The following is a 12,889-nucleotide window of genomic DNA, read 5'->3' on the forward strand; positions in this document are numbered from 1 at the left end:
ATGCGATTGCCCTCCTCGCGCGCGGGGAGAGGGTTAGGGTGAGGGGCATTCACATCCTCTGAAGCCGATTGGCCACGCGGCAAATCGCGCAAAAGTGACTTCACGAACCGGTCATAGTTGGGGCTTAACAGATCGAGGTTCCTTCCCCCCGAGGATGATATCCAATGATCACTGTTCCCTTCGAAGCACGGCGATTTCAATCGACCGCGGCCTATTACCTGCGCTATCGCATTCCCTATCCTGACAAGCTGATTACCCGCGTCGCCGAACGCAGCGGCCTGAAATCAGGCGATCATGTGCTCGATCTCGGCTGCGGCCCCGGCCAGCTTGGCATCGCCTTCGCGCGGCTGCAGGGTGCCGCCGTCACCGCCATGGATCCGGAACCGGAAATGCTTGCCGAAGCCGAGATCGGCGCGAAGCAAGCGGGTGTCGATATCACCATCCGCCAAGGCTCTTCCTACGATCTCGGACCTGACATCGGCAGGCTGCATCTCTGCGTCATGGGCCGCTCCTTCCACTGGATGGACAGGCCGGCGACGCTTGAGGCCCTCGATAAGCTGATCGAGCCGGGCGGCGCCGTCGTGCTTTTCCACGATAAAGGCATTCTGGCGGAGCCGAACTGGCGCGGCATCCTTGAACCGCTGATGGAAACCTATTCGCCCGAGCGCAGCGCGGAGCGGCAGATGCGCCGGAGCAAGGAATGGGCGCCGCATGAAGCCATGCTGCTCGCCTCACCCTTCCGCAATCTGGAACGGATCGGCATCGTCTCGGAATATACCAGGGATATCGAAGAGATCGTCGGCCGCATCTTCTCGATGTCGTCGACCTCGCCGCAGGCACTGGGCGACAAGGCCGCCGATTTCGAAGCCGCACTTCGCGCCGAACTGCTGGCGGCCGCACCCGACGGCAAATTCAGGGAGGTCGTCGAGGCGAACGGGCTGCTCGCCTTCCGCGACTAGGCAAGCTCAGCCGTTGCTTTCACCCGGCGGCGGCGACAGCTCCTGCCGGGTCGCCGACAGAAACTCTTGCGATAGCTCAGAATTGTCCATCGCCCGCGCCAGAATGACGGCGCCCACCATGGCCGAAAGGCTGGCAAACGCCTTGCGCCGGCGCTCCTCCGGCGTCTCGCCGGGAACGATCTCTTCCAGCACTTCGACCAGCCCTATCAGGCCGCCGGTGAAGGTGGATTGCATCTTGGGGCCATGGCGGCTGACCTCCTGCGTCAGCGCCGCAAAGACGCAGCCTGTCGCGTGCTCGACGACATTGCGATGCGAGAGATAATGGGCAAGCAGCGCTTCCAGCGGCTGTTCGGGCGAGCTTGCAGCCACCTGCTTCCAGCGCTCCAGCGAGCGGGCCACCAGCGCCTTGCTCGCCTCGCAGGCAAGCTCGTCCTTCGAATCGAAATGGCCGTAGAAGCCGCCATGCGTGAGCCCGGCCGCCTTCATGATCTCTGCGACGCCGATGCCGTCGAAACCCTTCTCGCGAAAGAGCTCGCCCGCCACGGCAAGGATCTTCTCGCGATTCTCGGCGAATTTCTCGCGGCTCACTCTCATCAAAAAACTCCATCAGAGCATCAAGAAAACTGTATTGACAATTTATATGATGACCATCATCAATACGCAACAAATATGATAGCAATCATGTAAATGCCTTTACACAAACGTTCAAGCCGGGAGAACGGCGGGACGCTATAAGCGGATGTGGTCCCCAGGCCGTCCGCGATCGAGCGCTCGTAAGCCTCCCGGTCCAGCCGCCAAGACACGCAACCTGATTGGAACGCAGCTCATGGTTTCCACTGCCCTTGCCTCGACGCTCGCCCGGCGCAACATCCATTACGGATGGGTCGTCGTCGCCGCCACTTTCCTCACCATGCTGGTCACGGCCGGCGCCATGGGCGCGCCCGGCGTGCTCATCAAGCCGCTGGAGGACGAGTTCGGCTGGAGCACCTCCTCCATTTCGTCGGCGCTTGCCGTCCGCCTCGTGCTGTTCGGCCTGATGGGTCCCTTTGCCGCCGCCTTCATGAACCATTTCGGCGTGCGCAAGGTCATCGTCTTCGCGCTGGCGACCATCGGCGTCGGCTTCATCGGCTCGCTCTTCATGACGCAAGTCTGGCAGCTGCTGCTCTGCTGGGGCATCATCATCGGCTTTGGCACCGGCCTCACCGCCATGGTGCTCGCCGCAACCGTCTCGACCCGCTGGTTCACCAAGCATCGCGGCCTCGTCATCGGCATGCTCTCGGCAAGCTCGGCCACGGGGCAGCTCGTCTTCCTGCCGCTGATGGCGGAGCTGACGACGCGCTATGGCTGGCGCACCACCGTGCTCTTCGTCTGCGGCATGATCGTCGTTGCCGCCCTCGTCGTGCTGCTCCTGATGCGCGACCGCCCCTCGGACGTCAACCTGCCGCTGGTCGGCGAGATCCACATCACGCCGCCGCCGGCCGCCACCAAGGACCTGAAGGCCGCGCTTGCCTCGCCGATCGCCATTCTGCGGGAGGTTTCCACCACATCCACTTTCTGGATCCTCTTTGCCACCTTCTTCATCTGCGGCCTATCGACCAACGGGCTGATCCAGACGCATTTCGTCACCCTCTGCGGCGATTTCGGCATCGTGCCTGTCGCGGCCGCCAGCGTGCTCGCGGTCATGGGCATCTTCGATTTCTTCGGCACGATCGGCTCCGGCTGGCTCTCCGACCGCTTCGACAATCGCTGGCTGCTCTTCTGGTATTACGGCCTGCGCGGCCTGTCGCTGGTTTACCTGCCCTTCAGCGACTTCACCTTCTACGGCCTGTCGATCTTCGCCGTCTTCTATGGCCTCGACTGGATCGCCACCGTGCCGCCGACCGTCAAGATCGCCGCCGACCGCTTCGGCCGCGAAAAGGCCGGCCTCGTCTTCGGCTGGGTCTTCACCGGCCATCAGCTGGGTGCCGCCACCGCCGCCTATGGCGCCGGCCTCACCCGCACGGAGCTCAACACCTATCTCCCCGCCTTCTTCGTCGCCGGCGCCTTCTGCCTGCTCGCCGCGCTCCTGGCGATCACCCTGCAAAAGTCCGGCTCCACCACCAAGAGCCCTGCCATGGCGCACTGAGCTTCACGCGGCAAAAGCCCATGGCGTCCACCCGCGCCATGGGCCAAGCCGCAACCCTGCGGAAACACTCGCAATATCTGCCGCTCCCCGCTTGCGCGCCCCGCCGCTCACATGCTAGACAGCCGCCTCGTCAGTACCCCGTTGCCCCATTGGCGGAATTGGTAGACGCGCTCGACTCAAAATCGAGTTTCGAAAGAAGTGCTGGTTCGACTCCGGCATGGGGCACCAAAAATCTCCAGATAAGTCAATTACCAAGACTTCAACGGTTGATGCATCCATCCGCTACAGCGCCTAATGTGGAACACGTGACTGCTTAGACGACCTCCGAACACGGATAAGCCGGGGAAGTTCGGAGGTCGTGTGACTACTCTGATTACGCTATTTTACTGAAGACGCGTAGGCTAGTTCAGCCTGCGCTTCAGCGCGAGCTTTGTGGCGACTAAATCACTCGTACCCTCGACATACGGTTGCATTGCGCGTGTGTAACGATAAGGTGACCTTGTCGAAAATCGGACATCGGGGTACGAAGTGCTAGCCTGCGGCAATTCAATCTGCCCAACAGAGATCACGCGAGAAATTCAGCATTTTACTTCAAGTACCAGCCCGGCCAGGGTCGCTACAAACGCAGGTGATGGGTTCATAAAATCATTGGGCAACCCTATGGGGAGCGCGGCGCTGGTTTCGGAATTGGTCGCCGCTGAGTTGGCTGTTTGGTTTGGACTAGCCATTCCTCCGTTCGCTGTTATTCATCAATGCGATATCGAGATCATTATGCGCAAAAATGGTCAACCGATGATAGCGCCCCTTTTCTTCTCATCAGCGGTTGAGGGCACGCCGCGTGACGGAACAGATGCATTCCTGCGGCGTCTTCGAGATAAAGATTGTGTGTCAAGGCTCGTTGTTTTCGACACTTGGATCAGAAACTGGGATCGTTACTATGGAGGGGACGCCAATTCGGACAACCTCCTGTACGTACAGGCGTCGGTGCATAAATATGATTTAGTGCCAATCGATCACTCAAATTGTTTCATTGGCGGCGACCCGGTATTTCCAGACGGCGCTGCGCCGAACGATTGGATCGAAGACGGGAGTGTTTATGGGAAATTTCCCGAATTTGACGACTTTATCACTAGCGACGGTGTTACGGCAGCGCTTGACAGGCTGACAACATTAGACCGTAATTTCGTAACTGAAGTTGTTAACTCCGTGCCATTAGCTTGGGGTTTAGGACCGTTAGCTCGAGTGGGGTTGATAGATTTCATCTGCGCTCGCGCCACCTACCTTGTAGACACCTTAGCGCCGAAGCTGATAGACGAGCCGCCTTTTCCGGGATTTTGAGCGATGAAAGACAGGCAGGGATACTTCTCAATCATTCAGTATTCAGAGCACCCTGAACGCGCAGAATACATCAATATTGGTGTGGTTTTGTTCGCGGCTGAGGCTCCATACGTTTTCTGCAAGTTCGGCGAACGCCCGAAGCGTATAAAATCAGCATTTAATGTCAGTCCCGGCGTCCATTTTGAGCTTCTTCAGAACTCATTCTATAACAGGCTCCTCTCCGAATTTAGAGACGGTTGGAAGAGAGAGAATATCGATAGATTCATCTCGCAAAGATCAGGAAAAATACGACTGTTTCCATTGAGGTCCATTCTCATCAGCAATGCTAGAGCTGATTTGGATAGTGTCTTTTCCGATTTGGTCGGTGAGATACCTGCCAAGCCTCGCAAGCAGCGAGCTAACGCTATGCTGGCTAGTAAACTCAGAGAGTTTGGTGTTGACACCTTGCTTGAGAGGCCCGATCCCGTCCTCCTCGAAGGCGGTATAAAAATTGAAGCGCCGTTTGGCTATCAGAATGGAGCGTTCAATCTGCTTCAGGGCCTCTCGCTGGGTGACGATCCAGACAAGGCTCTAAGCAAGGCGAGTCCTTCCATGATCGAGGGAAATCTGCTCTTTAGCCAAACGCTGCAAGAGAAGCGCCTCGTAGTGGTTGCCGATGGTGCCGAGATGCATGATGAGAGCTTCATCTCGCTGCTAAGTTCTCAAATGGAGCAGCACAAGGTACGCTTCTACACCATGGCCGACATGCAGCCGCTTGTCTCAGATATCAGAATTAATTACGCGCTGCATCATTGACTGGAGTTGAGCACTTGGGGAACATTTTAGTTTTCCCGAGTTTGCGAAGCTCTTCATCTTCCTCTCGGGAGGCTAGGGCGAAGCGTGCCAATGAAGGCACATCGACTAACGTTTGCGCACCCCCATCACGAAAAATTTTGCCTTTCCGCCACTTCCATCAGTCCCTGACCATTTACAGCCATAATCCTGCCCCCTAAAGGTTTGCAACGCAGCAAAAAGGGGGCCTTATGCTTCGTAGACTGTACGACTGGACCATGTCGCTCGCCGGCCGCAAATCGGCGGAAATCTGGTTGGCCGTGATCGCCTTCGTCGAGAGCTCCATCTTTCTCGTTCCGGCGGACGTGCTTTTCCTGCCGATGTCTCTGGCGAAGCCCGAGCGCGCCTGGCGCTATGCGCTGACGGCGACGGTTGCCTCCGTGCTGGGCGGCATTGCCGGCTGGGCGCTCGGCTACTACGCCTTCGAGACCATCGCCAAGCCGATCCTCGAATTCTACGGCAAGCTCGACGCCTTCAACCAGATGAGCGCCGGCATCACCTATGAATGGGTGCTCCTGCTGCTGGTTACATCGGGTCTGGCCCATCTGCCGCCGATCAAGGTGGTGACGATCCTCTCCGGCGTCGCCCATATCAATCTCGGCCTGTTCATCGTCTCGGCCATCGTCGCCCGCGGCGCCCGCTTCTTCCTCCTGGCCTTCCTGCTTCGCCGCTATGGTGAATCCATCCGCCACTTCATCGAAAAGCGCCTGGGCCAGATCACCATGGCCGTCGCCGCCGCTCTCATCGCCCTCTATGCCGTCTTCCATTTTGCTTTGGCGAGCTGACAAGGAGCCCTCAGCATGTCCATGACTTCGCCTTCCCCCCGCGCCGGCCTCGGCTATGGCGTCCTGCTGACGATCGGCATGATCGTCGTCATCGGTTCGGCGCTCGGCTTCCAGTACATTGGCGGCTATATCCCCTGCGCACTCTGCCTCGATCAGCGCCAGCCCTATTATTATGGCATCCCCGTCGCCATCATCGCCGTGCTGACGGCAGTCGTCGGCCTGCCCTCCTGGATCACCCGCGGGCTGCTGATCATCGCCGGTCTGATGATGGTAGTCGGCGGCGGTATCGGCGTCTATCACGCCGGCGTCGAATGGCACTTCTGGGAAGGCCCGACCACCTGCTCGACAACGGCCAGCAGCGTCACGCAGAATGCCGGCGACCTGCTCGGCCAGCTGAACACCATCAAGGGGCCGTCCTGCACGGAAGCAGCCCTTCGTGTCGCCGGCCTTTCGATGGCTGGCTGGAATGTGATCGCCAGCGTGATCCTGGCTGCGATTGCTTTTGTGGGGGCAAAGAAGGCTGCGTGAATCATTGGGCGAGTAGCCGTGATCTCTCGTATGCCGCGGCTCTGATACCCCCCTCTGTCCCTTTCGGGACATCTCCCCCACAAGGGGGGGAGATTGGTGGGAATGTGTCGCACCTGCAAAGCAAAGTAAGCTCAACGACAGCAGATACGATGTCGATTTAGGTCGGGAAGGTACCGCAAGTTACCGATCTCCCCCCTTGTGGGGGAGATGTCCCGAAAGGGACAGAGGGGGGTGCCGCACTCACCTCAAACTCGGACCTAAAGAAGCACGTCCTTACGGCTGCAGTTCCGAATCCCAGTAGAGATAGTCGAGCCAGCTGTCGTGCAGATAGTTCGGCGGGAAGAGGCGGCCGTTATTGTGCAGGTCCTGCACGGTCGGCTGGTATGGCTTCTGCGCCGGGAACATGCCGGCCTGCTTCGGCAGCTTGCTGCCCTTGCGCAGGTTGCACGGCGAACAGGCGGCCACGACGTTCTCCCAGGTCGTCTCGCCGCCGTGGGCGCGCGGAATGACGTGGTCGAAGGTCAGGTCGTCATGGGAACCGCAATACTGGCATTCGAACTTGTCGCGCAGGAAGACGTTGAAGCGGGTGAAGGCGGGATTGCGGGACGGCTGCACATATGTCTTCAGGCATACGACGCTCGGCAGCCGCATCGAGAAGCTCGGTGAGGACACGCACTGATCGTATTCTGCGATGATGTTCACACGGTCAAGAAAAACCGCCTTGATCGCGTCCTGCCAGGACCAGAGCGACAAGGGATAGTAACTCAGCGGTCTGTAGTCAGCGTTCAGCACGAGCGCCGGCAAGGACTGCGGGGAGACTGCAATCGTCAAGGAACCCTCCTGATCGATTCGGCATCTGCACCTGTATATTAGGCCGGTTGTTACAGGATTGTGAAGTCCAATAAATTCAGTGCATAAAGGCGATTTCGGGACATAGCCGATTAAACGATAGGCAGCGCATCCCGGCGCGTTTTCACGGCATAATAAGCCCAGAAAAGTCGGGCCGCGACCGAGCGCCAGGGCGCCCAAACCGCGGCTTCCCGGGTGATTTCCTTGGCCAAGGGCCTGACTTCATGGCCGAAAGCCATGCCGACGGCCGCCTGAAGCGCGACATCGCCGGCCGGAAACACATCTGCGTGACCGCCGCAGAACATCAGGTAGACCTCGGCCGTCCAGGGCCCGATTCCCTTGATGGAGGTCAGCTCGGCGAGCGCCTTGTCAGGTGATTCGGCACTGAGCGCATGGAGATCGAGGCTGCCTCCGGCAACGGCTTCGGCCACGCGCGCCAATGTCTCGTGCTTGATTCGCGACAGGCCGAAGGTCCGCCAAGCCTCCGGCGCCAGTGCTACATAGCCTTCAGCCGTCACCTGCCCCATGCCGGCGATCATTTTCCCCCAGATCGCGTCGGCACTGGCGCGGGAAACGACCTGCGACACGATGATATGGGCAAGCCCTTCGAAGCCCGGTTCGCGCAGCCGCAGCGGCAGCGCGCCGGCCTCTGCGGCAACGGGCCGCAGGCGCGGATCGATCTCCAGCAGCGCGGCCAGTCCCTGTTCGATATCGCGCTCGTCGCGAATGATCTGCATGACGCCTCGTGGTCCCCGGTTCAAATTCGTGGCAGAAGAAAGCATGATCGAGATTCCCCGTCAAAAGCCGAAGTTCCGTTTTGCCCCGAGCCCGAACGGCCCGCTGCATCTTGGCCATGCCTTGTCGGCGATCCTCAATCACGACATGGCGGCAAAGGCAGGCGGCGATTTCCTGCTGCGCATCGAAGACATAGATCAGGCGCGCTGCACACCCGATTTCGAAAAAGGCATCTATACCGACCTCTCCTGGCTCGGCCTCAGCTGGCAGCAGCCGGTGCGCCGGCAGTCCGAGCATTTTCCGGCCTATCAGACAGCGCTGCAGACGCTTGTCGAGCGCGGCCTCGTCTATCCCGCATTCCTGACGCGCGGCGAGGTCAAATCGCGCGTCGCCGCTTTCGAAGCGGATGGCAAATCCTGGCCACGCGACCCTGACGGCACGCCGCTCTATCCGCTCGATGACCGCGAGCGCAGCGATGCCGAGCGGCAGCGCCTGCTTGTTTCGGGCATGAAACACTCCTGGCGTCTCGATATGAAAAGAGCGCTGGCGGCAGCGGACGAACCATTGTACTGGCGGGAAAGCGGCGATGGCGAGACGGGCACTATTCCAGCCGATCCCGCCGCCTGGGGCGATGTCGTGCTGTCGCGCTCCGATGCGCCCTCGAGCTACCATCTTTCGGTCGTTGTCGACGACGCCGCGCAGGACATCACCCATGTCGTGCGCGGTCTCGATCTCTTCCACGCCACCTCGATCCATCGCCTGCTGCAGACGCTGCTCAGTCTGCCGGAGCCGCTTTATCACCACCACCGGCTCGTCCTCGGAGAGGACGGCAAGAAGCTTTCCAAGAGCATGGGCGATACCGGCATAGCCGAATGGCGCCGGCAGGGCCTCTCACCGGCGGAGCTTCGCCGCCGCATCGGCCTCTGATTCCGCCGCTACCTTTTCCGATGACACCTCCGCAGCAGGGCGGCTCGCCGCCTTGCCGAACAGCAGGCGGCGCACGCGGAATTTCATCAGCGCCGCATTGATCTCCGCCCCCATGATGAAGATCACGGCCAGCATATAGAGGAAGATCAGCACGATCATCACCGACGCCAGGCCGGCATAGGTGGCGGTGTAATTGGCGAAGGTGGAGAGATAATAGGCGAAGAGCACCGCGCCGATCGACCAGAACACCAGCGTCAGTATCACGCCGGGAATGACGTCGAACAACCGCCTGCGTCCGGCCGCCAGCCACAGATGCAGGATCAGCAGGCCGGCCAGGAGCAGAAAAATCGTGCCGTAGATCCGCCAGCTGAAGACGATGTCGAGGATATCGGCAAGCTTCGGCAGCCATTGCCTGGTGTAATTGAGGGCGAGCGGCACCGCGACAAGCAGAATGCTGAGGATGGCGAAGATCAGCACGGCAATGAGCACGTAACCGAGGCTGGCGAGGCGGTTGAAATACCAGGGCCGGGTTTCGGGCACGCGATAGGCGCGGTTCAGCGATATGCGCAGCGCCTCAACGCCGTTCGAGGCGAAATAGGCGGCCGCAAGCACGGAGATCGTCAAAAGGCCGCCGCGCGGGATGGTTAGCACCTGCACCACCTGATCGGCGAGCGGCTTGGCGATCGCCTCCGGCCAGGTGTCGAAGATCAGATGCACAGCCGTCGACGAGAACTGGCTGGCGCCGAGAAAGCTTGCGAGTGCCGTGCCGAAGATCAGGAAAGGGAAAACCGCGAGCAGCGTCGACAGCGCCACATGACTTGCCATGGCGAACCCGTCATCCTCGACGAAATGGAACACTGCGTCGTAGATCACCTTGTAAGTCGTCCGCAGGGCTGTCGGCATCCCATCTCCGCTTGACGTCGGCGCTCACCTGCCGGTTGTCGATTGTATCGGGTTCCTGAATATGGGAAACGAGTCCCGGTTTGTACAGGAATCATCTTTCCATGACGGAACAACGCACGATCCTCGTCACTGGTTGCTCCTCCGGCATCGGCGCTTATTGCGCGCGAGCGTTGCGCGGCGATGGATGGCGCGTCTTTGCAACCGTGCGCAAGGAAGACGATCTCGCCTCGCTCGAAGCCGACGGCATCGAAGCGCTGCTCCTCGACTACACAAAGCCTGAGACCATTTCCGCCACCGTAGCGACAGTGCGCGAGCGCGCGGGCGACCGCATCGACGCCCTCTTCAACAATGGCGCCTACGGGCAGCCGGGCGCCGTGGAGGATCTGACGACCGATGTGCTGCGCGAACAGTTCGAAACCAATTTCTTCGGCTGGCACGAGCTGACGCGCCAAATCCTGCCGGTGATGCGAAAGCAGGGACACGGCCGCATCATCAACTGCTCCTCCATTCTCGGGCTGGTTCCCTATCGCTTCCGCGGCGCCTATACCGCCTCGAAATTCGCGTTGGAAGGGCTGACGATCACGCTCAGAATGGAATTGCAGGATAGCGGCATCCATGTGAGCCTCATCGAGCCCGGCCCGATCGCGACGCGTTTTACGGCCAATGCGCTCGCCAAGATCAACGAGCATATCGACCTCGAAGGCTCGCCCCATGCGGTGGAATATCGCAGGCAGCTGAAACGGCTTGATGGATCAGGTCCGATCAATAAACATAAATTGGGTCCGGAAGCAGTCTATGATGTGCTAAAATCGGCTTTGAACGTGAGAAACCCGCGCCCGCATTATCTGGTAACGACACCCGCCAAGCAGGGCGCCTTCTTGAAAAGGCTATTGCCGGCTAACCTTTTCTATCGTCTGATGCGCCGGCTGGACTAGAGCAATCCCACGAAAGGCGCGAAGCGTGTTTTCCGCGTGGGATTGCTTGAAATGATGACCTTGAGTGACTTGAAGCTTCGACGGAGCGCTGAGCCACTCTGAAGACAAGGGTGGAGGAGCCATGTCTACCGTTACCTATGTTGCCGCCATCATTGTCATGGGACTTGTCGCGATCGTTCTCATTCGCGGCCTGCTGAACATGATGAAAGGTGACAACCCGAACCTTTCGAACCGGCTGATGCAGCTGCGCGTGCTGCTGCAGGCAGTCGCAGTGATCCTGATCATGCTGACGCTCTGGCTGACGGGCGGCGGCCGCCCGGCCTAAAGCAATTCCAGGAAAAGTGCGAAGCGGTTTTCCGTCCGGAATTGCTTAAAATAAAGGGTTAGGGCATTTCGCGATTCAAAAAAGGCGAAAGGCTCTAACCACAGGAACCCGATGGTCAAGCTCAACAAGATCTACACGAAGACCGGCGACGACGGCACGACGGGCCTTGCCGCCGGCCCGAGGCGGCTGAAGCACGACCTGCGCGTCGAAAGCTACGGCACGGTCGACGAGACCAATTCCGCAATCGGCGTCGCCCGGCTGCACACGTCGGACATGCCCGAGATCGACGCGATGCTGATGCGCATCCAGAACGATCTGTTCGATCTCGGCGCCGATCTTTCGACCCCCGAAACAGACGAGCCGCCCGCCTATGAACCATTGCGCATCATCGATCACCAGGTCGAGCGCCTCGAGCAGGATATCGACCGGCTGAACACCGATCTCGAGCCTTTGCGATCCTTCGTCCTGCCCGCCGGCAGCCCCGCTTCCGCCCATCTTCATCTTGCCCGCACGATAGCGCGTCGCGCCGAGCGCCTCATGGTGGCGCTGTCGCGGGAGCGAGGCGAACGGGTGAGCCCGGCGGCGCTGAAATATATCAACCGCCTTTCCGATTTTCTCTTCGTCGCGGCACGGCACGCCAATGATCGCGGCCAGGCCGATGTTCTCTGGGTTCCCGGCAAGAATCGATAGCGGCGCGAATTCGATCACCGAAGGCAGACATATTGACGTTGACGTAAACGTTATTTATGCCTTTCAAGCAATTCGTCTCTCGGCGGCCTGGAAGCGTTGTAATTGGGAAAAAAACGCGTATCCATGTCGCCATTCGACAAATGGAATGGCGCTAAACAGCGCATGTTCTCGGGCGGTCATGTTGAAGGAAGGATTCCATGAAGATTCTCGTCCCCGTTAAGCGGGTTGTTGACTACAACGTCAAGATTCGCGTGAAGCCGGATGGTTCTGGCGTTGAGCTTTCGAACGTGAAGATGTCGATGAACCCGTTCGACGAGATTTCGGTCGAAGAGGCGCTGCGTCTGAAGGAAGCCGGCAAGGCCGAGGAAGTGGTGGTCGTATCGATCGGACCTGCCAAGGCTGAGGAAACTCTGAGAACGGCGCTTGCCATGGGTGCGGATCGTGCCATCCTCGTCGAGACCGACGATGCCGTCGAGCCGCTCGCCGTCGCCAAGATCCTGAAGGGCGTCGCTGAAGCCGAACAGCCGGGCCTCATCATCGTCGGCAAGCAGGCGATCGATGACGACTCCAACCAGACCGGCCAGATGCTGGCGGCGCTCCTCGGCACGGCGCAGGCAACCTTCGCCTCGAAGATCGAGATCGGGGATGGCAAGGCTCAGGTGACGCGCGAAGTCGATGGCGGCCTGCAGACCATCGAGGTCAAGCTACCGGCCGTCGTCACCACCGACCTGCGCCTGAACGAGCCGCGCTACGCCTCGCTGCCGAACATCATGAAGGCCAAGAAGAAGCCGCTCGACAAGAAGAGCCCGGCCGATTTCGGCGTCTCGACCGAGCCGCGCCTGAAGGTGCTGAAGACCGAAGAGCCGTCGGGCCGCAAGGCGGGCGTCAAGGTTGGCTCGGTTGCCGAGCTGGTCGAAAAGCTCAAGACCGAAGCCGGCGTGCTCTGAGGATAGGAAAGG

15 protein-coding genes and 1 tRNA gene are annotated in these 12,889 nt (G+C 59.8%); 12 read left to right on the forward strand and 4 right to left on the reverse strand.

Annotated features, from left to right (window positions below):
* Nucleotides 1-164 precede the first annotated feature (164 nt).
* Nucleotides 165-959 carry a class I SAM-dependent methyltransferase gene (locus FBZ99_RS28640; protein WP_145636260.1) on the forward strand — a complete coding sequence of 265 codons (795 nt, stop codon included), beginning with the start codon at nt 165-167 and terminating at the stop codon, nt 957-959.
* A 6-nt stretch (nt 960-965) separates the two neighbouring features.
* Here FBZ99_RS28640 and FBZ99_RS28645 read toward each other — a convergent pair whose 3' ends face one another.
* Entirely contained in the window at nt 966-1,553 is a 588-nt protein-coding gene (locus FBZ99_RS28645) for a TetR/AcrR family transcriptional regulator (RefSeq protein WP_145636262.1), read from the reverse strand.
* Between the two features lie 232 nt (nt 1,554-1,785).
* Here FBZ99_RS28645 and FBZ99_RS28650 point away from each other — a divergent pair, with 232 nt between their 5' ends.
* From FBZ99_RS28650 to FBZ99_RS28675, 6 genes are all read left to right on the forward strand, one after another.
* Nucleotides 1,786-3,084, forward strand: coding sequence for an MFS transporter (locus tag FBZ99_RS28650; RefSeq protein ID WP_145636265.1), 1,299 nt, complete (start codon nt 1,786-1,788; stop codon nt 3,082-3,084).
* A gap of 143 nt (nt 3,085-3,227) precedes the next feature.
* Nucleotides 3,228-3,312 (forward strand) — tRNA-Leu (locus FBZ99_RS28655).
* 300 nt (nt 3,313-3,612) lie between these two features.
* A complete protein-coding gene (locus FBZ99_RS28660; protein WP_152096731.1) occupies nt 3,613-4,422 on the forward strand; it encodes a HipA family kinase in 810 nt (269 codons plus the stop codon).
* Nucleotides 4,423-4,425: 3 nt separating this feature from the next.
* Nucleotides 4,426-5,217 (forward strand): DUF3037 domain-containing protein, encoded by a 792-nt coding sequence (locus tag FBZ99_RS28665; RefSeq protein ID WP_145636269.1) that lies wholly within the window; start codon nt 4,426-4,428, stop codon nt 5,215-5,217.
* A 227-nt stretch (nt 5,218-5,444) separates the two neighbouring features.
* Nucleotides 5,445-6,038 carry a YqaA family protein gene (locus tag FBZ99_RS28670; RefSeq protein WP_145636271.1) on the forward strand — a complete coding sequence of 198 codons (594 nt, stop codon included), beginning with the start codon at nt 5,445-5,447 and terminating at the stop codon, nt 6,036-6,038.
* A 15-nt stretch (nt 6,039-6,053) separates the two neighbouring features.
* Complete coding sequence (locus FBZ99_RS28675; RefSeq protein ID WP_145636272.1) at nt 6,054-6,566, forward strand: disulfide bond formation protein B; 513 nt, start codon at nt 6,054-6,056, stop codon at nt 6,564-6,566.
* 273 nt (nt 6,567-6,839) lie between these two features.
* Here FBZ99_RS28675 and FBZ99_RS28680 read toward each other — a convergent pair whose 3' ends face one another.
* Both FBZ99_RS28680 and FBZ99_RS28685 read right to left on the reverse strand, forming a co-directional pair.
* Nucleotides 6,840-7,397, reverse strand: a complete 558-nt coding sequence (locus FBZ99_RS28680) for an HNH endonuclease (protein ID WP_015341304.1) — start codon at nt 7,395-7,397, stop codon at nt 6,840-6,842.
* A 110-nt stretch (nt 7,398-7,507) separates the two neighbouring features.
* A complete protein-coding gene (locus FBZ99_RS28685; protein WP_173002585.1) occupies nt 7,508-8,197 on the reverse strand; it encodes a DNA-3-methyladenine glycosylase family protein in 690 nt (229 codons plus the stop codon).
* Between FBZ99_RS28685 and gluQRS the strand changes: the two genes are divergently transcribed.
* Nucleotides 8,196-9,077 (forward strand): tRNA glutamyl-Q(34) synthetase GluQRS, encoded by an 882-nt coding sequence (gene gluQRS, locus FBZ99_RS28690; RefSeq protein WP_145636274.1) that lies wholly within the window; start codon nt 8,196-8,198, stop codon nt 9,075-9,077. The two genes, FBZ99_RS28685 and gluQRS, sit on opposite strands and share 2 nt — an antisense overlap.
* Here gluQRS and FBZ99_RS28695 read toward each other — a convergent pair.
* Nucleotides 9,042-9,980 carry a YihY/virulence factor BrkB family protein gene (locus tag FBZ99_RS28695; protein ID WP_145636277.1) on the reverse strand — a complete coding sequence of 313 codons (939 nt, stop codon included), beginning with the start codon at nt 9,978-9,980 and terminating at the stop codon, nt 9,042-9,044. The genes gluQRS and FBZ99_RS28695 overlap by 36 nt on opposite strands.
* A gap of 101 nt (nt 9,981-10,081) precedes the next feature.
* Here FBZ99_RS28695 and FBZ99_RS28700 point away from each other — a divergent pair, with 101 nt between their 5' ends.
* The 4 genes from FBZ99_RS28700 (at nt 10,082) to FBZ99_RS28715 (ending at nt 12,877) form a co-directional block, all read left to right on the forward strand.
* The gene (locus FBZ99_RS28700; protein ID WP_145636280.1) at nt 10,082-10,915 is read left to right on the forward strand and encodes an SDR family oxidoreductase; all 834 of its coding nucleotides are present in this window, start codon (nt 10,082-10,084) and stop codon (nt 10,913-10,915) included.
* Nucleotides 10,916-11,036: 121 nt separating this feature from the next.
* Complete coding sequence (locus FBZ99_RS28705) at nt 11,037-11,240, forward strand: twin transmembrane helix small protein (RefSeq protein WP_015341309.1); 204 nt, start codon at nt 11,037-11,039, stop codon at nt 11,238-11,240.
* Between the two features lie 111 nt (nt 11,241-11,351).
* Nucleotides 11,352-11,930 carry a cob(I)yrinic acid a,c-diamide adenosyltransferase gene (locus tag FBZ99_RS28710; RefSeq protein ID WP_113354211.1) on the forward strand — a complete coding sequence of 193 codons (579 nt, stop codon included), beginning with the start codon at nt 11,352-11,354 and terminating at the stop codon, nt 11,928-11,930.
* 197 nt (nt 11,931-12,127) lie between these two features.
* Nucleotides 12,128-12,877, forward strand: coding sequence for an electron transfer flavoprotein subunit beta/FixA family protein (locus FBZ99_RS28715; RefSeq protein WP_113332362.1), 750 nt, complete (start codon nt 12,128-12,130; stop codon nt 12,875-12,877).
* The last annotated feature ends 12 nt before the right edge of the window (nt 12,878-12,889 follow it).

Origin of the sequence: Rhizobium sp. ERR 1071, assembly GCF_007828675.1 — a bacterium.
Classification (GTDB): Bacteria; Pseudomonadota; Alphaproteobacteria; order Rhizobiales; family Rhizobiaceae; genus Rhizobium; species Rhizobium dioscoreae.